The organism is Pseudomonas sp. GD04091 (assembly GCF_029836165.1).
Classification (GTDB): domain Bacteria; phylum Pseudomonadota; class Gammaproteobacteria; order Pseudomonadales; family Pseudomonadaceae; genus Aquipseudomonas.
Genome location: NZ_JAOEBG010000013.1, coordinates 118,858 through 144,907, shown reverse-complemented (window position 1 = coordinate 144,907; position 26,050 = coordinate 118,858). Strand labels below are relative to the sequence as shown.

Here is a 26,050-nt window from a genome sequence, read left to right as displayed (position 1 = left end):
TATCGACCACCAGGTCAAGCTGCGCGGCCTGCGCATCGAGCTGGGCGAGATCGAGGCGCGCTTGCTGGAGCACGCGCTGGTCCGTGAAGCGGTGGTGACGGTGCCGGATGGCAAGCAGTTGGTTGGCTATGTGGTGCTGAACGGCGAAACCGCCGAGTGGCAGGCGCAACTGGCCGAACACCTGCGCCGTGGCCTGCCGGACTACATGGTGCCGAACCAGTGGTTGGCACTGGACAGCCTGCCGCTGTCGCCTAACGGCAAGCTCGACCGCAAGGCCCTGCCACGCCCAGACGTGGCCCTTCAGACCCGCGACTATCAGGCGCCGGCCACACCGACGGAAACCGCCCTGGCCGAGATCTGGCAGGCCGTGCTGGGGGGTGGTCCGGTAAGCGTTACCGAGAACTTCTTCGCCCTGGGCGGTGACTCGATCATGTCGATCCAGGTGGTCAGCCGTGCGCGGCAGGCCGGGATCCATATCACGCCCAAGGCGCTGTTCCAGCACCAGACCGTGCAGCGTCTGGCGGCCGTGGCCCAGCTCGGGGATGCGGTCGTGCCGCGTATCGACCAGGGCCCGGTGACGGGCAACGCTCTGCTGCTGCCTTTCCAGCAGTGGTTCTTCGACCAGCGCATGAGCGAGCCGCAGCACTGGAACCAGTCGCTGCTGCTGCGTGGCACCGAAACGGTGGATGCCGCCGCGCTGGAGCAGGCGCTGTTGGCGCTGTACGCCCAGCACGACGCCCTGCGCCTGCGCTTTGCCGACGGCAGCGCCGAACACGGCCCGCTGCAACCGGCCCAGCCATTGCTGTGGCGTGCCGCGGTGCGCAGCGCCGAGGAAATCGAGGCGACCTGCGAGGAAGCCCAGCGCAGCCTGGACCTGGCCCAGGGCCCGCTGTTGCGCGCGGTGCTGATCGACCTGGCCGACGGTAGCCAGCGCTTGTTGCTGGTGATCCACCACCTGGTGGTCGATGGCGTGTCCTGGCGGGTGCTGCTGGAAGACCTGCATGATGCCTACCGCCAGGCCCTGGCGGGCAGCGCGCCGAAACTGCCGGCTAAGACCAGCGCCTTCAAGGCCTGGGGCGAGCGCTTGCAGCAACATGCCGCCAGCCTGGACAGCGAGCTGGCCTACTGGCAATGGCAACTCGATGGCGCGCCGTTGGACCTGCCCGAGGCCGACCTGAGCGCCAGCCTGCAGAACCGCCATCGCCAGAGCGTGCAGGCGCACCTGGACGCCGAGCTGACCCGGCGCCTGCTGCAACAGGCGCCGACGGCCTACCGCACCCAGGTCAACGACCTGCTGCTGACCGCCCTGGCCCGCGTGGTGTGCCGCTGGAGCGGCGCCGACTCGGCGCTGGTGGAGCTGGAGGGGCATGGCCGCGAAGACCTGTTCGACGACATCGACCTGAGCCGCACGGTGGGCTGGTTCACCAGCGCCTACCCGGTGCGCCTGACCCCGGCCGACGATCTGGGCGCCTCGATCAAGCAGGTCAAGGAACAGCTGCGCGGCGTGCCGCACAAGGGCATCGGCTTCGGCGTCCTGCGCTACCTGGGCGACGAGGCCGCGCGCGATAGCCTGGCCCAGTTGCCGGTGCCGCGCATCACCTTCAACTACCTGGGCCAGCTGGATGGCCAGTTTGATGAGCGGGCGCTGTTCGTGCCTGCCGCCGAAAGCGCGGGCGAGGAGCAGAGCCCGCTGGCGCCGCTGGGCAACTGGCTGGTGCTCAATGGCCAGGTGTATGGCGGCGAGCTGAGCCTGGCGTTCAGCTTCAGCGGGCAGATGTTCGCCCGCGCGACCATCGAGCGGCTGGCCCGCGCCTACGAGGCGGAGCTGGCGGCGCTGGTCGAGCACTGCCGGGCGCCACAGGGGCTGACGCCATCGGACTTCCCGCTGGCGGGCCTGAGCCAGGCGCAGCTCGACGCACTGCCGGTGTCGGTGGCCGAGGTCGAGGACATCTACCCGCTGTCGCCGATGCAGCAGGGCATGCTGTTCCACAGCCTGTCCGACGAAGGCGACGACCTGTACGTCAACCAGCTCAGCCTGCCGGTCGAGGGGCTCGAGGAAGAGCGCTTCCGCGCCGCCTGGCAGCATGTGATCGGTCGTCACGAGATCCTGCGTACCTCCTTCCACTGGGAGGGGGGCCAGAGCGCGCCGTTGCAGGTGGTGCACCGCCACGTCGACGTGGCGATGACCGTGCTCGACTGGCGGGCACGATCCTTCACCGCCGCCGACCTCGAGGCGCTCGCCCGCGCACAGCGTGGCTTCGACCTCGGCCAGGTGCCGCTGCAACGCCTGTTGCTGGTGCGCACGGGTGACGCCGAGCACCAGTTGGTGTGGACCAGCCACCACATCCTCATGGATGGCTGGAGCAGTTCGCAGTTGTTCGGCGAGGTGCTGCAGCATTACGCCAGCGGCGAAGTCACCGGTGACAGCGGGCGCTATCGTGACTTCATCGCCTGGTTGCAGGATCAGGACCAAGGCCGCCTGCAGGACTACTGGCAGGGCCGTCTGCGCCTGCTCGACGCGCCGACCCAGCTGAGCCAGTCGGTCCACCCGCGGCACAATGCCGACCTGCCGGGGCACGAGGCGCTGTATACCCGCTGGGACGCCCAGCGCACCGCCGCGTTGCAGCAGCACTGCCGCGCCCAGGGCATTACCGCCAACACCCTGATCCAGGGCGCCTGGCTGTTGCTGTTGCAGCGTTACACCGGACAGCGCAGCGTGGCCTTTGGCGCTACAGTGGCCGGCCGCCCCGAGAGCCTGGCCAACGCGCAGCACATGCTTGGCCTGTTCATCAACACCTTGCCGGTGATCCAGACCCTCGAGCCGACCCAGCGCCTGGATCAGTGGCTGCAGCAACTGCAGGCCGACAACCTGGACCTGCGCGAGCACGCCCATGCGCCGCTGGCCGATATCCAGCGTTGGTCGGGGCAGGGCGGCCAGGCCCTGTTCGACAGCATCATCGTGTTCGAGAACTACCCCATCGACCAGCGCCTGGAACAGGCCCAGGGCGGCCTGCGCTTCGGCGCCTCGAGCAGCCACGATGTCACCAACTTCCCCATGGACCTGGCGGTGACCCTGGGCGAGACCCTGGCGATCGAGTACTTGTTCCTGCGCAGTCACTTCACGCCCGAGGCCGTGCAGGGCATTCGCGCACTGATGGAGACTTTGCTGCAGTCGATGATCGACAGCCCTGTCGAATGCATCGGCAACCTGCAACGGCTCAGCCCGGCGCAGTACCAGGCGCTCGATGCCTGGGGCGCGGTGCCGGCGCAGGCCTGCGAGCGGGTGATGCTGGCGCAGCTTATCGCCCGCCAGGCGGCCGCGCGTCCCGAGGCCATCGCCGCCGAGTGCGCCGGCCAGACCCTCAGCTACGCGGCCCTGGAGGCCCGTTCCGACCTGCTGGCGCGGCAACTGCTCGCCCGTGGTGCCGGCCCGGAAGTGCTGGTGGGCGTGGCCCTGGAGCGCTCGGTGGACATGCTGGTGGCCCTGCTGGCGGTGTTCAAGAGCGGCGCGGCCTATGTGCCGCTGGACCTGGACTACCCCGTCGAGCGCCTGGCCTTCATGATCCAGGATTCCGGCATGCGCCAACTGATCGGGCGTGCCGACCTGAGCCAGCGCCTGGCCCTGCCCGAGGGCCTGGAACCGCTCGATCCGGCAACCCTGGCGAGCGAAGCCTGTACGCCGGCCAGCGTGTTCCCGGTGCCGAGCGAGCACAGCCTGGCCTACCTGATCTACACCTCCGGTTCGACCGGCGTGCCCAAGGGCGTGGCGGTCAGCCATGGCCCTTTGAGCATGCATTGCCAGGCCATCGCCGAGCTCTACGAGATGGAGGCCGGCACCCGTGAGCTGCACTTCATGTCGTTCGCCTTCGACGGCGCTCATGAGCGCTGGCTGACCACGCTGTCGGTGGGCGGTACGCTGATTCTGCGCGACAACGAACTGTGGACACCCCAGCAGACCTGCGAGGCGCTGAGCCGGGGTCGGGTCGACATCGCCTGCTTCCCGCCCGCCTACCTCAAGCAGGTGGCTGAGTACGTGCAGCGCAGCGGTATCGAGCCGCCCGCTGTGCGCATCTATTGCCTGGGCGGCGACGCGGTGCCGGAACAGACCTTGGCCGAGGTGCGCGAGGTGCTGCGGCCGCGCTACATCACCAATGGCTATGGCCCGACCGAGACAGTGGTCACGCCGATGCTGTGGAAGGCCTCGGCCGAGGAACCCTGCGGCGCGGCCTACGCGCCCATCGGCCGGGTCGTGGGCCGGCGTTCGCTGCGTGTGCTGGACGATGACCTCAATCCGTTGCCGGTCGGTTTCGCCGGGCAGCTGTTCATCGGCGGCGAGGGGGTGGCCCGTGGTTATCACCAGCGGCCGTCGATCACCGCCGAGCGTTTCGTGCCGGACCCGTTCGGTGAGCCCGGCGCACGCTTCTACCGTTCCGGCGACCTGGTCCGGCTGCGCGACAGCGGGATACTGGACTACGTCGGTCGCCTCGACCACCAGGTGAAAGTGCGTGGTTTCCGTATCGAGCTGGGCGAGATCGAAGCCTGCCTGCGCCAGCAGCCAGGTGTCGGCGATGCCGTGGTGATCGCCCGTGACGGCGTTTCCGGCAAGCAACTGGTCGGCTATGTCGCCGCCGCCGCTGAAGTGCGCGGCGATCAGCTCAAGGCTGCCCTGGCCGAGACGCTGCCGGCCTACATGGTGCCTGTGCAGGTGATCTGCCTGGAGCGCCTGCCGGTCTCGCCCAATGGCAAGCTCGACCGCAAGGCCCTGCCGGAGCCCACCTTCGACCTGGCCAGCCATGTCCCCCCGCGCAGCGAGGAGGAGCAATGGATGGCGCAGATCTGGGCCGAGGTGCTGCAGGTCGAGCAGGTGGGGATCGCCGACAACTTCTTCGAGCTGGGTGGCGACTCGATCCTCAGCCTGCAGGTGATCTCGCGGGTGCGCAACCACGCGCAGTTGAAACTGGAACTCAAGCTGCGCGACCTGATGCGCTGCCAGACCATCGCCAACCTGTTCGACCAGCAGGGCGTTTCACGGGTCAGCGGCGAGCAGCAGGCCGTGGTGGTGGAAGGCGCCTTCCCGCTGATCCCGATCCAGGAATGGTTCTTCACCGCGCAGACCCATGCCCCGGAGCACTTCAACCAGGCGTTGATCCTGCGTGCCAACCAGGCCCTGGATGCGCGCGCGCTGGAGCGCACGCTGACCTGCATGCTCGGCCAGCACGATGCCTTGCGCCTGCGCTTCACCCAGGAGCAGGGGCGCTGGATCCAGCGCTACCAGCCGTTGCAGGAGTGCTTGCAGCGCCTGGGCGACGACCCGCTGCTGTGGGTGCGCGATGTGGCTGACGAGGACGCGCTGGAGGAACTGGCCAATCAGCTGCAACGCAGCCTGGACCTGGCCCAGGGGCCACTGATGCGCGGATTGCTGGCGACCCTGGGCAATGGCCAGGTGCGTCTGTTGCTGGTGATCCACCACCTGGTGATCGACGGTGTGTCCTGGCGGGTGCTGCTGCAGGATCTGCAGGAGGCGTACCAGGCCTTCCTCGCCGAACGGGAGCCGCAGCTGCCGGTGCGTACCAGCAGCTTCGGCGAATGGGCCGCTGGCCTGGCCGGCCATGCCGCGACCCTGCGCGAGCGCGAGCTCGACTACTGGGTGGCGCAGCTTGACCGGCAGGACGGGCCGCTGCGTTGCGACAACCCGCGCGGCGCCAACCTCATGTGCCACCGTGAAGAGGCCGCGTTCAGCCTGGATGCGCAGCGGACCGCACAGCTGCTCAAGGAGGCCCCCGCGGCCTACCAGACGCAGATCAACGACCTGCTGCTGACCGCTCTGAGCCGGGCCCTGTGCCAGTGGGACGACAGTTCGTCGGCCCTGGTGCTGCTGGAGGGTCATGGCCGCGAGGACCTGTTCGAGTCGTTGGACCTGAGCCGCACCCTGGGCTGGTTCACCAGCATGTATCCGGTGCGCCTGAGCCCGGTATCCGCGCCCGGGGCGTCGATCGTGGCGATCCGCGAGCAGTTGGCCCAGGTGCCGGACAAGGGCATCGGCTACGGTGTGCTGCGTCACATGGACGAGCCGTGGGTGCGCGCGCGCCTGGCCGACCTGCCCCAGGCGCAGGTCACCTTCAACTACCTGGGGCAGCTCGACCAGAGCTTCGACGCCGAGCAGGCGCTGTTCCTGCCCGCGCCGGAGAGTGTCGGCGACAGCTTCTCGCAGCAGGCGAGCCTGGCCAACTGGCTCGAAGTGGTCGGCCAAGTGTTCGACGGCAAGCTGTCGTTCCGCTGCATCTACAGCAACCGACGCTTCCGCCAGGGCACCATCACCGCCTTCATGGATCAGTTCCAGGCCGAACTGGTGCTGTTGATCGAGCATTGCCTGCAGGTCCAGGCCGATTGAATTTCCTTTCTTCTGACAGGCCGGACGCGGGTGCGTCCGGCTCAGGAACCGAGTCATGCCACTGAATCCTGAAATTGCCGAATTCCTCGACCTGGTCGAAGCCAGCCCTGGCGACGGCCAGTCCATGGCCTTCCACCAGTCGACCCCCACCCAGGCCCGCGATGCCTTCGAGCAGGCCTCCGTGCGCATGCGCTGGGGGGCGCCGCAGGTCCACAGCGAGGACCTGCGTTGCCAGGCCCGTGATGGCGCCACCCTGGCGTTGCGCCTGTACCGGCCATCCATGCCGGCCGAGCAGCCGTTACCGGTGCTGCTGTACCTGCATGGCGGCGGGTTCGTGGTGGGCAGCATCGCCTCGCACGATGGTGTCTGTCGCGAGTTCTGCGCACGCACCCCCTGCGCGGTGCTGACCGTCGATTACCGGCGTGCCCCGGAGCAGCGCTTTCCGGTGGCGCTGGACGACTGCGCCGATGCCTTGGCGTGGCTGGCGGTCAATGCGCGCGAGTGGGGGCTGGATGCCAGCCGGGTGGCCCTGGGCGGCGACAGTGTCGGCGCGACCCTGGCCAGCGTGCTGGCGATCGACGCAGCGCGGGCCGGCGGGCCGATCCAGCCACGTCTGCAATTGCTGTGCTATCCGGTGACCGACGCCTCGAAAACCTGGGAGTCGCGTACGTTGTTCGCCGAAGGCTACCTGCTGGAGAGCGCCACCCTGGAATGGTTCTACGATCACTATGCGCGCCAGGCCGAGGACCGTTCGGACTGGCGTTTCTCGCCGCTGCTGGCCTCTGGCCTGCAGGGCGTGGCGCCGGCATACATCGGCCTGGCAGGCTTCGACCCACTGCTAGATGAAGGGCAGGCCTACGCGCGTCACCTGCGCGAGCAGGGGGTGACGGTGAGCAGTGAAGTGTTCGAGGGGCTGGTGCACGACTTCCTGCGCATGCGCCTGGTCACGGCCGAGATCGATACGGTGTATGCGAGGTTGGCGCAGGTGTTGCGCGACGCCTTGTACTGAGGTTTCGCACCGGAAACCGAGGGCCGCTATGCGGCCCTTTTGCGTTGTACCCGGGGCGCCTGCTTCGCGGGCAAGCCCGCTGTGACAAGACGCTCAATCCGTTCGCCACGACCCAGGGCCTTGCGCCCCAGGTCGTGGTTGCGGTCAGAACTTGTACTGCACGCTGGTCATGAAGTTGCGGGGTGCGCCGTACACGCCCCAGCTGTCGACGTAGGAGAAGTACTTGCGGTCGAAGACGTTGTTGAGGTTGAGCGATGCGCTCAGGTTCTGGGTGATGTCGTAGCGTGCCATGAGGTTGGTCACGGCATAGCTGCCCTGGGTGAAGGTGTGCAGGTTCTGGCCGGTCTTGCTCTGCCAGTTCACGCCACCGCCGATGGTCAGCTTGTTGTCCAGGATGTTGGGCAGGCGGTAGGTGGTGAAGGTCTTGGCGCTGTGGCGCGGTGTGTTGGTGACGATGCGGTTGTCGTCGGAGTCGGTGCTGACGCTATAGGCGTAGCCGGCGAACGCCTGCCAGCCTTCGGCCAGCTCGCCGTTGAGCTCCAGTTCCACGCCCTTGGTGGTGGTGCCTTGCTCGGCGCGGTAGATGTCCGGCGCGCGCTCGTAGACGGCCAGGTTGTCCTGCTCGATACGGAACAGCGCCAGGCTGGCGTTGAGCTTGTCGTCGTTGAAGCTGCCTTTCACGCCCAGCTCGTAGCCGGTGCCTTCCTGTGGGTCAAGGGCCTTGAAGTTGGCATCGTGGACGCCATAGGGCTGCGGGTTGAAGATCTTGGTGTAGCTGCCGTAGACCGACCAGGTGTCGTTGAGGTCGTAGACCACGCCGGCATAGGGCAGGAACACACCGTGGCGGTTCTCGTCGCTCTTGTTGTCGAGCGTCGGGTCGTTCCAGTTCTCGTAGTCGCTGGTGCGCCGCCAGTCGGTGACGCGACCACCGAGGATGACGGCGAGGTCGTCGGTCACGTGGAAGCGGCCGGTCATGTAGGCGGCGTACTGGTTTTCCTGGATGTAGGTCTTGCCGACGGTGGTGGTGTCGGGGCGCGGCCCTTGGCCCTTCCAGTCCCAGACGTTGTCGATGGTGCCGTCGTAGCCGGTCCAGGGACCGAACCAGCCACCGTGATCCGGGGTGTTCTCGGTGTAGCGTGACAGGGTGACGCCGGTGATCAGCTCATGCTCGCGACCGAACAGGGTGAACGGGCCGGTCAGGTAGGCATCCAGGTTGTTCTGGCGAGGCTTGCCCGACCAGCGGTTGGGGTACATGTAGGCGCCGGAGCCGTCCGCCGAACTGATCTCGCCGTTCATGTAGTTGATCAGCTCGTCGAAGTCCATGACGCTGTGGCTGAGCTCGACCTTGCCGCTCCAGCCGTTGTCGAACTGATGCTCGAGGGAGGTGAAGACGTTGGTCTGCTTGCGGTCGTTGTACGACCAGGTCGGCGAGCTGTTCTTCGAGCGGCTGAAGTCGGTCTTGCTGCCGTCGGCATAGCGGACCTGGAAGCCGGTGCGCAGCGGGTCGTCGACCTGGGTCTTGAGGTAGCTGAAACCGACGGTCAGCATGGTCGCTTCGCTGAGATCGAATTCGGAGATGCCGTAGATCAGCTGCGTGTCCTGCTCGAGACGATCGACGAAGGAGTTCTGCGTCTTGTAGTCGACCACCAGGCGACCGCGGACATTGCCGCTGTCGGTGAGTGGGCCGGAGACGTCGAATCCGGTGCCGTAGCGGTCCCAGCTGCCGGCTTCGGCGGTCACGCTGCCCTGGAAGGTCGAAGTCGGGCGCTTGCGGATCATGTTGATGGTCGCCGACGGGGTGCCGGTGCCGCTGATCAGACCGGTGGCGCCACGCACGATCTCGACACGGTCGTACATCGCCGTGCTCTGGGTGGTGTTGTCCAGGCGAGGGGAGGTGGGAACGCCGTCGATCTCGAAGTTGTTGATCTGGAAACCACGCGACCAGTAGGTGTCGTTCTCGGCGCCGATGCCGGTGCGCAGCACGGTGATGCCCGGGGTGGCCTCGAGCACCTCGGTCAGATTGGTCAGCTTCTGGTCGTCCAGGCGCTGGCGGGTGACCACGGTGACCGATTGCGGGGTTTCCTTCTGGGTCAGGTTCAGGCGCGTCGAACTACTGGACATGTAGGTGGTGTACAGGCCGGTGCCCTCGGTCACCGAGCCCGGCGCCATGCCGGAAATCGACGTCGGGCTCAGTTCCAGCGCGGCCTCGCCGGCACTCGGTGGCGGCATCAGCAGGATGGTGTGGCCATCCACGCGGTATGACAGGCCGCTGCCTTGGAGCATGCGTTGCAGCACCTCGTCGGTCGACAGCGAGCCGGAGACCGGGCTGGACTTCAGACCTTGCACCAGCTCGGGGCTGTAGAGGACCTGCATGTGGGTCTGCTGACCCAGTTGCTGCAGGGCGCTGGACAGTGGCTGTGCGGCGATGTTGACGGAGACCTGCTCGGCGTGCGCTGCGCTGCTCCCCAGCAGCATCAGGGCGAGCAGGGCGCCCGGCAGTACCGTACGGTTCGACTGCGATGGACGTACGGCGCGTGCCAGAGGGGTCGGGGACAGATTCGGGCGGTGCATGGGTGAAAGGAACTCCTGAAGGAAGCGGGCAGTTTTTCTTTTGGAATAACCAGTAACTGATAATTAGACGCATCACGGATAAAAAACCGGAAAAAACAGAACTCACTATCTGTCTTTTGCGATTTATCTGATGGAAACCCCAAGGGGGTAATGCTCTGGCATCGACTGTTCCAGCTTCCTTGCGGGCGAGTCGCGGCGCCGTGCCCCGGCCAAGCCGGGGTCGTGCGCCGCGCTCGACGGAGTGGTCAGGCCGGGACGTGCTGCGTGACCACGCGACCGGCTTCCATGCGCACCAGCTGGTCGGCGATATCGAAGTAGCGATCGTCGTGGGAGATCACGATGATGGTCTTGCCCAGGCGTTTGAGGTCAGGCAGCAGCTCGGTGTAGAAGATCCGGCGGAAGGTCGGGTCCTGGTCGGCCGCCCACTCGTCGAACACCAGCACCGGGCGTTGCTCCAGCCAGGCATTGACCAGCGCCAGGCGCTTGCGCTGCCCAGTGGACAGGTCGGTGGTGGTGAACTTGCCGTCCTGAATGCTCACCTTGTGCGAGATCTCCAGGCGCTCCAGATACTGGTTGGCGTCCTCGGGGATGGTCTGTTCGCCCTGGATCACGTCGTCGAACAGGTAGTAGTCGGCGAAGATCGTGGTGAACAGCTGGCGATACTGGTCCCTGTCGCTGGCGTCGATGACCTTGTCATCCAGCGCGATATGCCCCTGCTGCGGTGCGTAGAGCCCCAGCAGCAACTTGATCAGCGTGGTCTTGCCGCAGCCGTTTTCGCCGACGATGAAGACGATCTCGCCCTGGTCGATCCGCAGGTTGACCGGCCCCAGTCGGAATGGCGCGGCATCGCCCACCGGCGGGAAGGCATAGCTCACGTCGACCAGCTCCAGGCTGCGCACCGTGGCGCAGGCGGCGGGTGCGTCGGTCAGCAGCAGATGCGGCTCGGGGGAGGAGAACTGCCGGGAAAGGTCGGCGATGCGCTGGAAGGCGATGCCGGCGCGGCCGACGATGGGCAGGGTGCCGATCAGGTGCTCCAGCGGGCCTTTCATGTACAGCAGCACCAGGACGAAGCCGCTGATGACCGCCTTGTCCTGCCCTGGCCCGGCGCCGTGCATCAGCAGCGCGACGCCGATGACCACGAAGAACAGCATGGAGCCGAAGGTCTTGGCGATCACGAAGGTGTTGATCGCGCGGATCTGGGTCTTGCAGATGAAGTCGGCGGTGGCCTGGATGCCATGCACGAACATGCGGTGGCGACGGGGGCGGTGGATGCGCAGTTCCTTCGCGCCACCGGCGACCGCGTTGTACTGGCGCTGCAGGTCGTCCTCGGCGTCGCGGGCGGCCATGAAGCCACGCACGCCTACCGATTGCGCCAGGTACTGGGCGCTCGTGCCGATGGCGATGGCCGCCAGCATCAGCAGGAACATCGACCATGACAGCATGGCCAGGTAGCCGAGGCAGCCCAGGGTCACCGTCAGCGAGATCGCCAGGGGGGCGAAGGCGAAGGCGAAGTCGCTGATGGTGTCCACGTCGTGGGTCAGCACCGGGATCAGGCGGTGACTGCGAAAGCGCTCGATCTGTTCGATGGGCGCGGCGAGCACCTTCTCGCCCAGCGTCTTGCGCAGCCGGGCGATGATGTGCTGGCCGACATAGTTGGTACCGATATCCGACAGGATCGTGCTCACCAGGGCCAGCAGGCACAAACCGGCAAAGCCGAGGATCAGGCTGTGCCCCAGGTCGCCCTCGGCGTGCAGCGCGCCGTTGATGGTGGCCAGCAGCGTGGTCACGCTCAGGCCCCCGATCATGCCGAGGAAGATGGACAGGGTGACGATCGGCCAGAAGGGCTTGAGCAGGGCCAGCAATTCACGCAGGGCCCCGCGGTTGGAAGTGCTCATCGGTTGGTTCCCGTTCTCAGGCGCAGGTCTGACGCAGGGCGGCCGGCGCGTTGCTGGCCTGCTTGCCCAGATGCTGGTAGAGCGACTGGCCGATCTCCGCCGCGCGTGCCGGCAGGACCGACAGCAGGGTGTCGCTCAGGCCGTGGGAGGCTTCGCAGAAACCTTGCAGGTAGACGTTGGCACCGAATTCGGGGCTGGCCAGCGCGCGGTAGTCGCGGTCCACCTCGAAGTCCTGCAAGTGCTGCTGCAGCGGCGACAGCAGCTCGCGGTGCGAGCGGCGCTCGTAGCCGGTGGCGAGGATCACTGCGTCGTAGCGGTGGGTCTGACGCACGTCGGTGGCCAGGTCGCGCAGGGTCAGCTCGATGCCTTCGGCGGTTTCCACCACCTCTTCGATGGTGCGGCGGCACAGCACGGCATGGCGGTACTGGTGGGCGACCTTCTGGCGATAGAGGATGCCGTAGATGCGTTCGATCAGGTCGACATCGACTACCGAGTAATTGGTGTTGTGGTATTCGCTGACCAGCTTCTCGCGCTCGGCGTGGGGCTGGTTGAACACCAGGTCGGTGTACTCGGGGGCGAAGATTTCGTTGACGAACGGGCTGTCGTCCGCAGGCTTCAGGGCCGAGGCGCGCAGGATCATGTCCACCTTGACCGACGGGTAGCTGTCGTTGAGGTCGATGAAGGCCTCGGCGGCGCTCTGTCCGGAGCCGACCACGGCAATGCGCATCGGCTTGCCGTCGTTGCATGGCAGCTGTTGCAGGGCGCTCAGGTACTGGGAGTGGTGGAACACTCGCGGATCGTTCCTGAAGGCGCGGAAGGCTTCGGGGATCTTCGGCGTGCCGCCACTGCCGACCACCACCGAGCGGGCGCGGCGCTGGGTTTCGCGGCCTTGCTGGTCGCGGGAAACGATGCGCAGGTGATCGACCTTGCCATCACGCAGTTCGGGCTCGATGCGCAGGACTTCCTCGCCGTACACCGCCTGGGTGGCGAAGTGGTCGGCGGCCCAGCGCAGGTAGTCGTTGTACTCCAGGCGGCAGGGGTAGAAGGTGCCCAGGTTGATGAAGTCGGCCAGGCGCTGCTTCTGGTGCAGGTAGTTGACGAAGCTGTAGGGGCTGGTGGGGTTGCGCAGTGAGACCAGGTCCTTGAGGAAGGAAATCTGCAGCTCGCTCTGGGTGGCCAGGGTGTTGCCGTGCCAGCGGTAATCGGTCTGCTTGTCGATGAACAGAGCGTCAAGGGCGTGGCCGTTGGTCTCGGCGAGCTCTTCCAGGGCGATGGCCAGGGCCAGGTTGGAAGGGCCGAAGCCGACGCCGATGAGGTCGTGGATTTTTTCGGGGGAAGAGGTCTGGCTCATGGTTGCGGTTCCTTGGATGGTCGAGTGGGGGCGCCGCTGAAAGGCGCCCCGTGTCCTGCGCAAGTACACCGATAGGAACGAGCCGGCTGGCGGAGAATTTACCGCCGTCGGGCGCTTTACAGCTCGCGGACCACGCGCAATCCGATCCAGTCGCCACGGTCGTCGCGCACCGTGGTGTTGCGGTTGCCCGAGCGCGAGAAGATCGGTGCCTCACCCCAGTCGTTGCCGCGGATCGAGATCTGCCGGCAGCCGGCTTCCTTCCAGGCGCTGCCATCGGCCGGGGCGCCGACATAGCTGTCGTGGTAGCAGTCGGCGACCCACTCGTAGACGTTGCCGTGCATGTCGTACACGCCGAAGGCGTTGGGTGGGAAGCTGCCCACTGGCGAGCTGTAGCTGAAGCCGTCCTTGGGGCCATAGACGTTGGCGTTCTTGCTGATCTCGAGGTTGGCATCCGGCTCGAACGGGAACATGCCGGTGCTGCCGCCGCGCGCGGCGTACTCGCGCTGGGCTTCGCTGACCATGGCGTAGTGCTTGCCGGTCTTCTTCGACAGCCACGCCACATAGGCTTCGATGTCGTCGTAGCTCATGCACACCGCCGGCTGGCGCGGGCCCTGCTTGTAGCTGGGCTTGCTGTTGGTGCAGCGTCGACCCGGGCGATCGTCGCCGTCGGCGATGACGATGCCGGTGGCCTTCTGGTAGTCGGCCCACTCACCGGCGGTGATCTGGAAGCGGCTGATGGCGAACGGCTTGGCGAAGGTCACCGGATGCTGAGGGCCTTCGTCGTCCTGGCGCCCCATCTCGTCGGGCGGAGTGCCCATGGTGAAGGTGCCGGCGGGCAGCACGACCATTTCCGGGCAGGTCTTGGCGCAGTCGCGGAACACCGTGCCGGGTTTGTCGGAGGGTTGCGCGGCCAGGGCCGGCAGGCTGCAGGCGGCCAGCACGGCGGCCAGGGTGAGGCGGTGCAGAGATGCGCTCATGGGGGGATGCCTTGTTCAAAGTTGCTGGGTAATGAGGGTCATGGCCCGATCGATCTGCTGCTCGTCGTTGAGCAGGCTCGGCGCCAGGCGGATCACCGGACCGACGTCGCGGTACACGGCGTCGCACATCACCTTGTTGGCGGTGAGGTGGGCGGCGACGGCGTCGGCGTCGCGGTCCTTGATGCGCAAGAAGGTGAAGCCTGCCGAAAACTGCTCGGCGCGCGGGGTCACCAGCTGGATCTGGCGGTGTTCGGCCAGGCGTTCCTTGAGCAGGGTGTTGAGCTGGTGGATGCGTTGCTGCACGTCGGCCTTGCCCAGCTGCAGGTGCAGCTTGAAGGCTTCGCCGGCGGCCCAGCGATGCTCGAAGGCGTGGTAGCCCCCGGGAGTCATGATGGTGGCGAAGTCCTCGTCCCGGGAGAAGGTGGCGACAGTGGGCACCAGGTGTTCCATGCCGGTGGACGCGGCGCAGATGATCCCGGTGCCGCGTGGGCCGAACATCCACTTGTGGGTGCCGGCGATGAAGTAGTCGCAGTTGAAGTCGGCGAAGCGCGCATTCTCGACACCGAAACCGTGCACGCCGTCGACCACGTAGAGGATGCGTTCGGTTTCACTGCGCTCGCGGTTGTGCCGGCGCACCAATTCGCCGATCTCGCCCACCGGCAGCTTGACGCCGCTGCCGGAGTGCACCCAGGTCATGCCCAGTACCCGGGTGTGCGGCTTGATGGCCTTGTCGATGGTGCTCAGCACCTGGTCGGTGGACACCGTTCAGGGGTCGTCGAACAGGCGGATCTGGCGCACCGCGGTGCCCTGGCGCTGGTTGCGGAACTCCAGCGCCTTCTGCGCGGAATAGTGTTCGTGCTCGGTAATCAGGATCTCCTGCCCGGCACCGACCTTGAGGCCACCGTAGATCATCGCCAGGCCTTCGGTGGTGCTGCCGGTCAGGGCGATCTGGCGCTGGCCGACCTCCAGATAGCGAGCGGCCCAGTCACGCACCTCGTCCTCGCGTTGCCATTCGTACTGGCTTTCCCAGTCCATCAGCGCGGCGGGGTTGCGGTCGAGGTCGGCGCGGTGACGGTCGATGGCGTCCTGCACCGGGCGCGGATGGGCAGTGACCAGGAAATTGGCGAAATGCGCGACCTGTGGGTCCAGCGGGAACAGCTCGCGCAGGTGGCGCCACTTGTCGGCGCCGGTCAGTGGCTTTGCGCTCTGGGCCAGGGCCTGCGGCAGCAGCGGCAGGCTGGCGGCCAGCAGGCCGGCCTGTTTCAAAAAGGTACGGCGGTTGCTCATGTAGGGGGCCTTGATCAGCGAGTGGCGACGGGGCGGGCGGATTTCTGCACCTGTTCCCAGGCACGCAGGAAATTGCCGGCCCAGAGCTTCGCGATGTCCGTTTCGCTGTAGCCGCGGGTCAACAGTTCGGCGGTGACGTTGCGGATTTCGCTGACGTCCTTCCAGCCGTCCAGGCCGCCGCCGTCGTTGAAGTCCGAGCTGATGCCGACATGGTCGATGCCGACCTTCTTCACCGTGTAGTCGATGGCGTCGACGTATTGCTTGAGGGTGGCCTTGGGCTCTTCTTCAAGGATGCCGTACAGCGAACTTGCATACTCGCCGAAGCGCGACTCGGGCCAGATGGCGATGATCGCGTCGCCCGGCATCAGGGCATTGGCCAGGCCCTGCAGCGGTTGCAGATCGAAGCGCACGCGCAAGGCCTCGAGCTTGTCCAGCACCGGCTTGCTCAGCGGCTTGAGGTACTGGCCGAAGCCGACCACCTGGATCACGCCGCCACTGTCCTTGATCAGTTGCATCTCCTTGTCCGACAGGTTGCGCGGGATGTCCACCAGCGCCCTGGGCGCCGAGTGCGAGGCGACGATCGGCGCGCGGGAGAGGCGGGCGACGTCTTCCAGGGCCAGGGTGGACATCTGTGACACGTCGATGATCACCCCCAGGTCGTTGAGGCGCTTGACCGCCTGCTCGCCGAGGGGCGACAGGCCGCCGAGGGCATCGGCGGTGTCGTTGAAGAACGGCAGCGGCCGCGAGGAGTCGGCCCAGTCGTTGTTGCCGGTGTAGCTGAAACCGAACATGCGCATGCCGCGCGCGGCCCACAGGTCCAGTTGCGCCAGGTCATGGCCGAGCGGGTAGGCGTTGAGCATGCTGATGAAGACGGCGAACTTGCCTTCGCCGTTGAGGCGGCGGAAGTCGTCGGGGGTATAGGCGATGCCGACCTGGTTGGGGAAATCGCGCACCATGGCGCTGATGATCTTGTAGCGTACTTCCTGTTCTTGCCGCGCCGCGTCGACGAAGCCCGGGGTGGGGCGATGGGGGGCGTTGTCGCCGTTCCAGATCTCCGGCCAGCCGAAGATGGTCAGTGCGGCGCCCGACAGCCGGCCTTTGCCGGCCTTGGCCAGGTCGAACTGGCCGCTGCCGTCCTTGTCGATTTCGTTGCCGGCGCTGCCCAGGTCCAGCGGCACGGTGATGTGGCTGTCGAAGGACAGCATGTGCTCGTGCAGCGCATTGGCCTGCTCGACGATCTTGTGCGGGTAGCCGGCTTCCAGGCGCTGCCAGTAGAAATAACCGGCGGCACTCCCCAGGGCGACCGCCAGGGCCAGGGGCAGGCCGATGTACAGGGCTTTGCGGGAACGGGTCTTGGTCATTGCCATCTCGTTGCGGGGCTGATCGGATCGGCCTGCCGGCATGCGCGGGCAGGGCTCGGGTATCAGGTGGACGAATGGCAGGGGGGCAAATTTATCCGCGAGGCGGCATTCAAGATCCGTGCGGACCGGCCGATAGCCGGTTGTGTAAAAGTCCATTTCAAGGAAGGTTCGCAATGGTTGGAATAACCACCGCCAACATCAATATCCCGACCCTGGCCGGGGCTGCCCAACCGTCGGCGACCGCGGCGCAGCCGGGCAAGCCCGAGGTCAACGAGCAGGGCGGCCTGGTGTTCAAGGGTGATGTGTTCAAGGCCCAGGACAGCAAGCCAAAGGAGCTTGAAGACCTCAAGAGCGACGAGCCGCCGAGCGTCAAGGAGCTGCGCGAGCAGATCAAGCGCTTGCAGAAGCAGCTGGAACAGGAACAGAAGCAGTTGGCCCAGCTGCAGGAGCAGGCCAAGGATGACCCAACGAAGCTGGCGGCGGTCCAGGCCAAGCAGGCCAGCATCGCCACGCTCAACGGCTTGATCCTGGCCGCGACCGGTCAGCTGCTGCAGGCGCTCAGCGAAGCGGGTGGCAGCACGGCTGGCGGCTCGGTCGACACCCACGCCTGAGCCTGGGCTGTACCGGGGCCGTCAGGCGGCCCCGGCAGGCTGGCCTCAGTCCTGGGCCAGGCGCGCGCGGTTCTGTCGCTCGCTCTTGTACTGCATCGTCACCGCCGGCGCCGGTTTGGCGCTGCCGGTCTCCAGCCACTGGCGCATGCGGCTGGCATCGGCGAAGTGGGTGTATTTGCCGAAGGCGTCCAGGATCACCATCGCCACCGGGCGGTTGTCCATCTTCGTCAGCAGCACCAGGCAGTGCCCAGCTTCATTGGTGAAGCCGGTCTTGGTCAGCTTGATATCCCAGTTGCTCTTGTTGACCAGGTGGTCGGTGTTGCGAAAACCCAGGGTGTAGTTGGGCTTGCGGAACGCCACGGTCTTTTCCGCAGTGGTCGACAGTTCGCTGAGCATTGGGTACTTGCGCGAGGCCATGAGCAGTTTGGCCAGGTCATGGGCGGTGGACACGTTCAGGGTCGACAGGCCGGTCGGCTCGACATAGCGCGTGTGGCTCATGCCCAGGCTGCGCGCCTTGGCGTTCATCGCCTTGATGAATGCGCCGTAGCCGCCCGGGTAGTGGTTGGCCAGAGAGTTGGCCGCGCGGTTCTCCGACGACATCAGGGTGATCAGCAAGGTCTCGCGCCGGTTCAGCTCGCTGCCCAGGCGCACCCGCGAGTACACGCCCTTCATCTCCGGATTGTTGGCGATGGTCATGGTGAGCATTTCGTCCATGGGCAGCTTGGCGTCGAGCACGACCATCGCGGTCATCAACTTGGTGACCGAGGCGATGGGGCGCACGCGATCGGCGTGGCTGGAATACAGCTCCTGGTTGGTGTTGAGGTCGATCAGCAGGGCGCTGCCGGAGGCCAGGTGCAGTTTGCTAGGGTCGCGCTGGACCGTCGCCTGGGGTTGTGCAGCAGCGGTCGACGGGAGGGTCGCGGTACCTGTGAGCAACAGCAGCAGGCTGAGGATGGACAGGGAAGTTTTCACGTTGAGGCTCACTAAATGTTGGTATGTCGTTGGCTGTGCAAGGGTTTCCCCCAAAGAACCGATGCATTCTGGAGTATGGTGCAACGGCTGTCGAATGCCTTATATCCAAAGGGCGCAAGGTGAAGGAAATTTAATCCCGAGCCCGCTCCTGCCGTTGCTCGGCGCCGCTTTTCGCAAGCGTTCAGCGCCCGTCGACACGGGCTTGAATGGGCGTTTACAGCTGGTGCCTCATCTGCCAGGCACCGTCTCGCCAGGTCAGCGAGAACTCGCCGCAAATCAGGTGCGACGGTACCCCGGTCTCGGGATCCGCGGGGCCGACGCGCGCTGCGCAGAGGCGGCCGATGATGTCGCTGGGGAGCACATTGCTGGTGAAGGCCGCGGTTGTCCGTTTGGGGCCGTCGCTCGTCGGGATGTCGATCACCGCCAGCCCGAGCGATTGGCCAGAGCTGTTGGCGCAGATGACCAGGCACGGGGTGATCTGGCCTGGCAATAGCGTGCCGGGCGCATGCTTGCAGGCATGTTCCAGTGCGCTGCTGGCGTCCTTGAAGCGTATTCGTCGGGATGACCCGGGCGCCCTGGGCGGGAGACTTCCCGTGGCGACCCATGCCCATAACCGTTTGACGGTGGCCTCGTACCAGAAAGAGAAGAGCAGGCCGATCAAGGTTATCCATGTTGCATAGGACGCCAGCGGAAACTTGCGGAACGAATATTTTTCGAAAAACACGGATTCGAGCCATACGCCAACGAAGTGTCGTTTGGCGTAAGTGTCGCCAAGTATCTGAATCGCCGCGATTGCCGAGAGCACAATACCGAACGCCAGTATCAGGGCGCCGACGCGTTTAACAGGTGTATCGAGTGATTTCACTGCGCATCCTTTTCATGTCTATATCAGGTGGGGTGCCAGCCGGTCGGTATGTCAACAGTTGTCGGCCTGCTGAACCGGCGCCACCACCCGTCGATTCTTTCCACTTTTCTTGGCCAGGTACATGGCGTTGTCGGCCTGGGTGAGCAGCTCGTCGATTCGTTTGCCATGGGTATCGAAGAACGCTGTGCCGACGCTGGCCGAAATGCTCGCCCCGGTGCCGTCGAAACAGAAGTCGATGTTGGCCGCTTCGATGACCCGCTGCAGCACGGTGTCGGCTTCGTGCTCGTGGCGCAGGTTGGCCAGGACCAGGATGAACTCGTCGCCGCCTACGCGCGCCAGTGTGTCGCTGGGCCGCAGGCACTGTTGTATGCGCTGGGAGCATTCGACCAGTACTTGGTCGCCGGCCGCGTGACCGCAGTTGTCGTTTATCTGCTTCAAGCCATCCAGGTCTATATAGGAAACGGCAACTTTACGTTGATATTGATCGGCCTGTTCCAACGTCGTTTGTAATTGCGTCATCAGTAAGCGGCGATTGGGCAGCCCCGTGAGGGTATCGAATGACGCGAAGTTCTTCAGTTCCTTTTTCTGATCGATCAATTGCAGCCGGGTATAGCACGACCAGGCAATCAGGCAACAGATCAGCAAGGCCATGGCAATGGCCATGATCAGCCCTGCATAGCCGGGTCGATCGACACAGATCACGCTGAGCCATAGTGCCGTTCCTTCGATGGGGCGCTGAATCACAGGCTGCGGGTCGTCTTCGGCGATCGTGCCGCCGAGCAGGGTTTCCAGATTTCCCGTGATCGGATTCAGGCCTGACAACTTGTAGCGATAACCGAGTTTGCCAATGCTCTCTAACTCTGCTTCCAGCAGTGCGCTGTCCAGATGAATGGCGACCACCGACAGCCCCCAGAACTTCTTGTCCGCCGCGTGTTTGCCTATGAAGATCGGGATCACGCCGACAGCTCCCAGCGAGCCATCCCCCAGGCGCAGCGGCCCCTTGAACGTGACCCGGTCCGCAGGGAGGTCGGCCATCTCCATCTTTCGATTGTGCTGGCCGAACAGCGTCGAAAAGTCGCTGCTGTCCGCCAGTATCTGTCGGTTGATCGGGGCGGTCTGGGTGATGTTGCCGTCTGGCGCGAGCGCCAGGGCGTAAAGGCGGTCTGGGTGGGGAACGATATACGTTGAGAGCTCCGCGAAATCATCAAGCCGGCCGTCGTGGTGCCGCACGGCCGCACCCAGGCCGTAGGCCGCATTCAGGGCATGGGTCAATGAGCGCTCGACCGCGTGGGCAAAGTGATCGGCAGCTTGATGGCTCCTGCCTGAGCGGATTTTTCCGTAGGAGTCTTCGAATGCCAGGACAATGGCGAGAGTCGGTACCAGGGAGAGGGTGAAGAAAATCACGGGGAGCATCCACTTGCTCCGCACGCGGGGAGATAACGGCTCAGATATGCTCATGAAATCGTCCTGTGTATATAAACCGGTACTGCTGAGCAATAGAGCGGGGTGGCGGTATCTTGCTTTGAATTAATGGGTCGGTGGCGGCGTTTTGCTATTGGATTCAAGGCTCTGTGTGAAGGAAGGGCTATGAATCGGATAAGTATAGGGGCGGCCGATATTTATCAATTTTTAATTTGATGATGTCGATATTCGTTAACTTTTTGTCGCGTGAAAGTCTTCGAAGTCGGCAGTACGGAGTGGGTGTTTCGTGACTGTTCAGTCATTGCCTTGAGTCGTCATCGATAAGTCCTGCGCGGGGAGAGCCTCACTTTGGCGGCGCGGGCGTCACTGGCCGGTGTCACCAGGCAATGTTCGAGCCCGCGCGTGCTTGCAGCGACAGTTGGAGAGCTGAACGCGCTAGGCGAGCGATGCGATCATCTGGTCGAATGCTTCGAGCGAATAGCGCCCGTCGAGCCTTGGCGCGGCGGGCATCTGTGCGGGCAGCTCGAACCGTACCCGGCCGGGCAGCGCCTGCTCCAGGGCCGAGTACCATTTCAGCAACGCGGGCTGCAGGCGTACGTGAAGTTCGAATCTGCTCCGACGACGGGTCGTGTCGGCGTTGGCGCGCTCACGGGCGAGCTGTGGGGCGATACGGCTGACGAGGTAGCAGTCGGCAAAGCCGATGCGCCCTTGCGCGATGGTTTCGCGGGTGGCCTGCAACTCGGTGAGCCAGTCGTGTTCGCTGGCTTCACCGATCTGCCAGAGGGTCCAGATGTAGTGGAGTTTGAGCGGGTCGCTGTCGCACACCGCCAGCGAAGTGGCATGTTCCATGGCCAGTGCTGCCTGCCAGCGATCGACGTTGCGCTGCGCCCAGAACCTCGCTGCGCCGACGGCGTCCGCCGTTCGGTCAGGTGCGTTCTTCAGGCGCCCATGTTCGGCGATCACCTGTCGGCCTGCATGCCGCGCGCACCAGGTGGTCTTGCCGCTGGCGCTAATGCCTTCCACTACCAGAATCATCGTGTCGAACGCTCCTTGTGATTGCGTGCCTCGAGGTTTCAGGACATCGGCAGCCGCACCGCTGGCTTGAGCCCCGCGCAGTGCCCGTGAGGCAAAAAAAAGCCCGCCATGAAGGCGGGCGACAAAGCGCGTTAAGGGAGCAACGCATGACAACAGATTCGGTTCAGGCCAGCAGCGCGCAGGTGCTCAGGTGTTCGGCCATATGCTGTGCCGAGGCGCGAGAAGTGAGCGGGCCGCTGATGGCCTCGCCATTGCGCATCAGGTACCAGCATGCCAGCAGGCCTTGCTGACGCAGTTCGCGGGGGACGGCGCTGCCGACGACGGACATGATTTGGACGGTGGCCATGGAGGTGTCTCCGTGTGGGTCATGGCGCAACCTTACGTGCATGCTGGCGCAAGCGGAAATCGACAGACTCGATAGTGGTCATTGATGAAATCAACCAAAGGCTTTCAATCCAGGCTGCGCCCGTGCCGCCAGTAGCCCATCAGGGTCAGGCAGCGACGGTCGAGCCCTCGCTCCTTGATCCAGTGCTTGCGGATCGCCATCACGGCCGCCGACTCGCCGGCTACCCAGGCGTAAAAATCGTTGCCGGCCGGCTCGGCCAGTTCCCAGAGGATTTCCTTGTCGATGTCGACCTCCTTCAAGGCCGCGGCGCTGTCGCCGGTCGGCGCCGGTTGTGGCAGCCTCGCGAGTTCCAGTGCCGCGTGGCGCATGGCTTCGCCGTAGCCACAGCCCAGTTCGCTGCGGGCCAGCCAGTGCAGTTCGGTGCCAGGGGCGTGGCGCAGGTCGATGCAGTCGCCGGGTTCGGGGACTTCGATGAACGCCTGGGTAGCAGGTGGTTCCTGCAGCTCGGCGAGGCTTTCCAGAATGCCGGCGATGGCGGGCAGGGCGGTTTCGTCGCCGATCAGCAACAGCTTGCGCAGCCCTTGTGGCGGTTGCCACTCATAGCCGCCGGGATCGTCCCAGGCGGCGCGGTGCGGCGCCACGATCTGCAGGCGGTCGCCCGGTTGGGCGCGCTCGGCCCAGGCTGAGGCGGGGCCGCTGTCGCCGTGCAGCACGAAGTCGATGTCCAGCTCGCCGGCGTCCTGGCGCAGGGCGCGGATGGTGTAGGTGCGCATGGGGTGCTGTGCCTCGCGACGTGCCGCGTGCCAGTCGCCATCCTTGGGCAGGGCCGGTTCGCGGCCCTCGGCGTCGGGGAAGAACAGCTTGACCCGCTGGTCCGCGGCCAGGGTGCGCATCAGGCGCACATCCTCTCCGCCGAAGACGAAGCGGCACAGCGACGGGCTCAGGAGCTCGCGGCGACGTAACTGGATATCGAACAGTTGATAGGGACGGGGGCCGTCGTCGGCCTTGATGATCTTGCGCAGGTTGCGCGCGACGCTCGATGCCAGGGTGCTCATGCTGCTCATGGAGGGACCTCGTCTGCAGATGACCGATAGCCGGAAGACGAGTGGCGCATGTGCGGATTTAGCCGTGACGGCGGGCTCAGCTCGAACCCAGCGTCCGCTCCACGGCTCCCACCACCAGGCTCTCCATCAACGCCATGCCTTCGCCCTCGCCCAGTGCCTTGCCCTGCAACATGCCCGGCAACTGATTGAGCAGGGTGGCGAGCACCTGACCGGTGGCCGCCAGGGTCTGCCCGGATAGCCGCGTCCGCGGCGCAATCAGCCGCAACAGGCCCGCCTCGTAGCGCTCGCGCAGGGCGAACAGCCGGGCTTGTTGATCCTCGTTCAGGCAGCAGAAATCGCGCTCCGCCAGGCGAAACTGCAAAGGCCGCTCGGCATGCAGTTGCCAGTGCGCGGCGATCAGACAGGCCAGCGCCGACCTGCCCCGGGCCAGGGCGCGACGGCCCTCGTCGAGGGTGGCCTGCAGCTCCTCGTAGAGCTCTTCGATGAGGTCGTACAGCAGGTCCTGCTTGCTCGGGAAGTGGTGATACAGCGATCCCGCGGTCAAGCCCACGTGCGCGGCCAGCTCACGCATGCTGACCTGGCCGAAGCCCTTCTCGGCGAACAGGGCCATGGCCCGGTCCCGCCGTTCCTCGAAGTTGGCGCAGCGCAGCGCCGCAGTGACCGGGGGCATGGTGCGCGCTCCTTAGTAGGTGAAGAAGCCGCGCCCGCTCTTTCGCCCCAGGTAGCCGGCGGCAACCATCTCCTTGAGCAGCGGGGCCGGGCGGTACTTGCTGTCGTTGAAGCCCTCGTGGAAGGCCTCCATGATCGCCAGCAGGGTGTCCAGGCCGATCAGGTCGGCGAGGGCCAGCGGGCCGATCGGCTGGTTGCAGCCCAGGCGCATGCCGGTGTCGATGTCTTCGGCGCTGGCCAGGCCTTCCTGACGCACGAAGATCGCCTCGTTGATCATCGGCACCAGGATGCGGTTGACCACGAAGCCCGGACGGTTGCCGGCGGTGATCGGTGTCTTGCCGAGTTTTTCGGTGACCAGCAGCGCCTGGGCATAGGTGCTGTCGCTGGTCTGCAGGCCACGGATGATCTCGACCAGGGCCATCATCGGCACCGGGTTGAAGAAGTGCACGCCGATGAAGCGCTCCGGGTGCTCGATGCTGGCGGCCAGCTGAGTGACCGACAGCGACGAGGTGTTGGTGGCGATCAGGCAGTCGGGGGTGACGTTGGCTGCCACCTGCTGAAGGATGCGCTGCTTGAGCTGCAGGTTTTCGGTGGCCGCCTCGATCACCAGCTGCGTGCCGGCGAGCTGGGCGTAGTCGGTGCTGGTGCGCACGCGCGCCTTGGCGGCGCTGGCCTTGTCGGCGTCCACGGTGCCTTTGCCGACCTGGCGTTCGAGGTTCTTGCCCAGGGTCGCCACGCCACGCTCCAGCGCGGCGTCGGAGACATCCACCAGCAGGACCAGGTAACCGGCCAGCGCACAGACCTGGGCGATGCCGTTGCCCATGGTGCCGGCGCCGATCACGGCGATGTGTTCGATGTTCATGCGGCTGACTCCGTTCAAACGCGTTCGAAGACGACGGCGATGCCTTGGCCGCCGCCGATGCACATGGTGGCCAGGGCGTAGCGGCCCTGGATGCGGTGCAGTTCATGGATCGCCTTGGTGGCGATGATCGCGCCGGTGGCGCCGACCGGGTGGCCGAGGGAGATGCCCGAGCCGTTGGGGTTGACCTTCTCCGGATCGAAACCCAGGGCACGGGCGACCGCGCAGGCCTGGGCGGCGAAGGCTTCGTTGGACTCGATCACGTCCAGGTCGGCCACGGTCAGGCCAGCCTTTTCCAGCACCTTCTGCGTAGCCGGGATCGGGCCCAGGCCCATCAGCGCCGGCTCCACCCCGGCATGGGCGTAGGCGACGACGCGCGCCAGCGGCTTGAGGCCCTGGCGGCGCACGGCCTCGCCAGTGGCCAGCACCAGGCCGGCGGCGCCGTCGTTGATGCTGCTGGCGTTGCCGGCGGTGACGCTGCCGTCTTTCTTGAACACCGGCTTCATCCCGGCCAACTGCTCGGTGGTCACTTCGGCGCGTACGTTCTCGTCCACGGCGAACTGCACGCTGCCTTTGCGGGTCTTGATCTCGATCGGCACGATCTGGCCGTCGAAGCGGCCTTCGGCGATGGCGCGCGCGGCGCGGCGCTGGCTGGTCAGGGCCACCTCGTCCTGCATCTCGCGGCTGATGCCATGGGCTGCCGCGACATTCTCGGCGGTGATGCCCATGTGGAAGTGCTCGAACGGGTCCTGGAGGATACCGACCATGTAGTCGATGCCCTGCAGGTCGCCCATGCGCGCGCCCCAGCGGGCCTGCGGCAGCAGGTACGGGCCACGGCTCATGGATTCGGCGCCGACGGCCAGGGCGATGTCGCTGTCGCCCAGCAGCAGGCCCTGGGTGGCCGAGACGATGGCCTGCAGGCCCGAGCCGCACAGGCGGTTGACATTGAAGGCCGGGGTTTCCTTGGGAACGCCGGCGTTCATCGCCGCGACCCGGCCCAGGTAGGCGTCGCGCGGCTCGGTGGGGATGACGTTGCCCATCACCACATGGCCGATCTGTTCGGCTGCCACGCCCGACCGCTCGATGGCGGCGTGGCTCACCTGAGTGGCGAGGTCGGCCAATGGCAGGTCCTTGAGTGAGCCGCCGAAGCTGCCGATGGCCGAACGTACCGCGCTGACGACGAAGATGTCTGTGCTGCTCATGAGGGCTCCGTTTGCATATGGCGGGGTGGGGGCGGCTCTGCGAGAATGGCCGCCGCACCTTCTACTACCCCTGAGGTGGATCGAGTCTAGGCAAAGGCCTGCGGGCGGCCTATGCCGGATCTGTTCAGTCAACCTGGCATTTTTTGCCACTCAGCATAGACAG

The 26,050-nt window shown here is 65.7% G+C and carries 17 protein-coding genes and 1 pseudogene; 3 read left to right on the top strand and 15 right to left on the bottom strand.

The annotated features are described in order from the left end of the window. Nucleotides 1-6,391 (top strand): non-ribosomal peptide synthetase (locus tag N7422_RS17010; protein ID WP_279807622.1); only part of this gene is annotated, 6,391 nt, incomplete at its 5' end. 55 nt (nt 6,392-6,446) lie between these two features. Then, nucleotides 6,447-7,400 carry an alpha/beta hydrolase gene (locus N7422_RS17005; protein ID WP_279807621.1) on the top strand — a complete coding sequence of 318 codons (954 nt, stop codon included), beginning with the start codon at nt 6,447-6,449 and terminating at the stop codon, nt 7,398-7,400. 144 nt (nt 7,401-7,544) lie between these two features. Here N7422_RS17005 and N7422_RS17000 read toward each other — a convergent pair whose 3' ends face one another. The 6 genes and pseudogenes from N7422_RS17000 to pvdM all read right to left on the bottom strand — a co-directional run bounded on the left by N7422_RS17000 (nt 7,545) and on the right by pvdM (nt 16,842). After that, a complete protein-coding gene (locus N7422_RS17000; RefSeq protein WP_279807620.1) occupies nt 7,545-9,971 on the bottom strand; it encodes a TonB-dependent siderophore receptor in 2,427 nt (808 codons plus the stop codon). Nucleotides 9,972-10,216: 245 nt separating this feature from the next. Then, nucleotides 10,217-11,866, bottom strand: coding sequence for a cyclic peptide export ABC transporter (locus tag N7422_RS16995; protein ID WP_279807619.1), 1,650 nt, complete (start codon nt 11,864-11,866; stop codon nt 10,217-10,219). Nucleotides 11,867-11,882: 16 nt separating this feature from the next. Further along, nucleotides 11,883-13,217, bottom strand: coding sequence for a SidA/IucD/PvdA family monooxygenase (locus N7422_RS16990; RefSeq protein ID WP_279807618.1), 1,335 nt, complete (start codon nt 13,215-13,217; stop codon nt 11,883-11,885). Between the two features lie 116 nt (nt 13,218-13,333). Next, nucleotides 13,334-14,194, bottom strand: coding sequence for a formylglycine-generating enzyme family protein (locus N7422_RS16985; RefSeq protein WP_279807617.1), 861 nt, complete (start codon nt 14,192-14,194; stop codon nt 13,334-13,336). 15 nt (nt 14,195-14,209) lie between these two features. Further along, nucleotides 14,210-15,481, bottom strand: a pseudogene (locus N7422_RS16980) (aminotransferase class V-fold PLP-dependent enzyme). A 14-nt stretch (nt 15,482-15,495) separates the two neighbouring features. Next, nucleotides 15,496-16,842 carry a pyoverdine-tailoring dipeptidase-like protein PvdM gene (gene pvdM / locus N7422_RS16975; RefSeq protein ID WP_279807616.1) on the bottom strand — a complete coding sequence of 449 codons (1,347 nt, stop codon included), beginning with the start codon at nt 16,840-16,842 and terminating at the stop codon, nt 15,496-15,498. 173 nt (nt 16,843-17,015) lie between these two features. Here pvdM and N7422_RS16970 point away from each other — a divergent pair, with 173 nt between their 5' ends. Further along, nucleotides 17,016-17,453: a hypothetical protein gene (locus N7422_RS16970; RefSeq protein WP_279807615.1), complete on the top strand. Its 438-nt coding sequence runs from the start codon at nt 17,016-17,018 to the stop codon at nt 17,451-17,453. 45 nt (nt 17,454-17,498) lie between these two features. On the opposite strand, the gene pbpG is transcribed toward N7422_RS16970, so the two are convergent. The 9 genes from pbpG to N7422_RS16925 all read right to left on the bottom strand — a co-directional run bounded on the left by pbpG (nt 17,499) and on the right by N7422_RS16925 (nt 25,887). After that, entirely contained in the window at nt 17,499-18,425 is a 927-nt protein-coding gene (gene pbpG / locus N7422_RS16965; RefSeq protein WP_279807614.1) for a D-alanyl-D-alanine endopeptidase, read from the bottom strand. A 214-nt stretch (nt 18,426-18,639) separates the two neighbouring features. Then, nucleotides 18,640-19,290, bottom strand: a complete 651-nt coding sequence (locus tag N7422_RS16960) for a hypothetical protein (protein ID WP_279807613.1) — start codon at nt 19,288-19,290, stop codon at nt 18,640-18,642. Nucleotides 19,291-19,341: 51 nt separating this feature from the next. Next, entirely contained in the window at nt 19,342-20,748 is a 1,407-nt protein-coding gene (locus tag N7422_RS16955; RefSeq protein WP_279807612.1) for a diguanylate cyclase, read from the bottom strand. Between the two features lie 399 nt (nt 20,749-21,147). After that, a complete protein-coding gene (locus N7422_RS16950; protein ID WP_279807611.1) occupies nt 21,148-21,747 on the bottom strand; it encodes a hypothetical protein in 600 nt (199 codons plus the stop codon). Between the two features lie 163 nt (nt 21,748-21,910). Continuing rightward, nucleotides 21,911-22,093 (bottom strand): hypothetical protein, encoded by a 183-nt coding sequence (locus N7422_RS16945; RefSeq protein ID WP_279807610.1) that lies wholly within the window; start codon nt 22,091-22,093, stop codon nt 21,911-21,913. Nucleotides 22,094-22,197: 104 nt separating this feature from the next. Further along, on the bottom strand, nt 22,198-23,157 hold the full coding sequence (locus N7422_RS16940; RefSeq protein ID WP_279807609.1) for a siderophore-interacting protein: 960 nt from the start codon (nt 23,155-23,157) through the stop codon (nt 22,198-22,200). 76 nt (nt 23,158-23,233) lie between these two features. Next, nucleotides 23,234-23,827: a TetR/AcrR family transcriptional regulator gene (locus N7422_RS16935; RefSeq protein WP_279807608.1), complete on the bottom strand. Its 594-nt coding sequence runs from the start codon at nt 23,825-23,827 to the stop codon at nt 23,234-23,236. A gap of 12 nt (nt 23,828-23,839) precedes the next feature. Continuing rightward, the gene (locus tag N7422_RS16930; RefSeq protein WP_279807607.1) at nt 23,840-24,688 is read right to left on the bottom strand and encodes a 3-hydroxybutyryl-CoA dehydrogenase; all 849 of its coding nucleotides are present in this window, start codon (nt 24,686-24,688) and stop codon (nt 23,840-23,842) included. 14 nt (nt 24,689-24,702) lie between these two features. Next, the gene (locus tag N7422_RS16925) at nt 24,703-25,887 is read right to left on the bottom strand and encodes an acetyl-CoA C-acyltransferase family protein (protein ID WP_279807606.1); all 1,185 of its coding nucleotides are present in this window, start codon (nt 25,885-25,887) and stop codon (nt 24,703-24,705) included. Nucleotides 25,888-26,050 lie beyond the last annotated feature (163 nt).

Excerpts from the sequence above, each read along its gene's own strand:
- N7422_RS16925 (WP_279807606.1), bottom strand. The coding sequence starts at position 25,887 with ATGAGCAGCACAGACATCTTCGTCGTCAGCGCGGTACGTTCGGCCATC.
- N7422_RS16990 (WP_279807618.1), bottom strand. The coding sequence starts at position 13,217 with ATGAGCCAGACCTCTTCCCCCGAAAAAATCCACGACCTCATCGGCGTC.
- N7422_RS16935 (WP_279807608.1), bottom strand. The coding sequence starts at position 23,827 with ATGCCCCCGGTCACTGCGGCGCTGCGCTGCGCCAACTTCGAGGAACGG.
- N7422_RS16955 (WP_279807612.1), bottom strand. The coding sequence starts at position 20,748 with ATGAGCATATCTGAGCCGTTATCTCCCCGCGTGCGGAGCAAGTGGATG.
- N7422_RS16930 (WP_279807607.1), bottom strand. The coding sequence starts at position 24,688 with ATGAACATCGAACACATCGCCGTGATCGGCGCCGGCACCATGGGCAAC.
- N7422_RS16940 (WP_279807609.1), bottom strand. The coding sequence starts at position 23,157 with ATGAGCAGCATGAGCACCCTGGCATCGAGCGTCGCGCGCAACCTGCGC.
- N7422_RS17005 (WP_279807621.1), top strand. The coding sequence starts at position 6,447 with ATGCCACTGAATCCTGAAATTGCCGAATTCCTCGACCTGGTCGAAGCC.
- N7422_RS16995 (WP_279807619.1), bottom strand. The coding sequence starts at position 11,866 with ATGAGCACTTCCAACCGCGGGGCCCTGCGTGAATTGCTGGCCCTGCTC.
- N7422_RS16950 (WP_279807611.1), bottom strand. The coding sequence starts at position 21,747 with ATGATTCTGGTAGTGGAAGGCATTAGCGCCAGCGGCAAGACCACCTGG.
- N7422_RS17000 (WP_279807620.1), bottom strand. The coding sequence starts at position 9,971 with ATGCACCGCCCGAATCTGTCCCCGACCCCTCTGGCACGCGCCGTACGT.
- N7422_RS16985 (WP_279807617.1), bottom strand. The coding sequence starts at position 14,194 with ATGAGCGCATCTCTGCACCGCCTCACCCTGGCCGCCGTGCTGGCCGCC.
- N7422_RS16970 (WP_279807615.1), top strand. The coding sequence starts at position 17,016 with ATGGTTGGAATAACCACCGCCAACATCAATATCCCGACCCTGGCCGGG.
- pvdM (WP_279807616.1), bottom strand. The coding sequence starts at position 16,842 with ATGACCAAGACCCGTTCCCGCAAAGCCCTGTACATCGGCCTGCCCCTG.
- N7422_RS16945 (WP_279807610.1), bottom strand. The coding sequence starts at position 22,093 with ATGGCCACCGTCCAAATCATGTCCGTCGTCGGCAGCGCCGTCCCCCGC.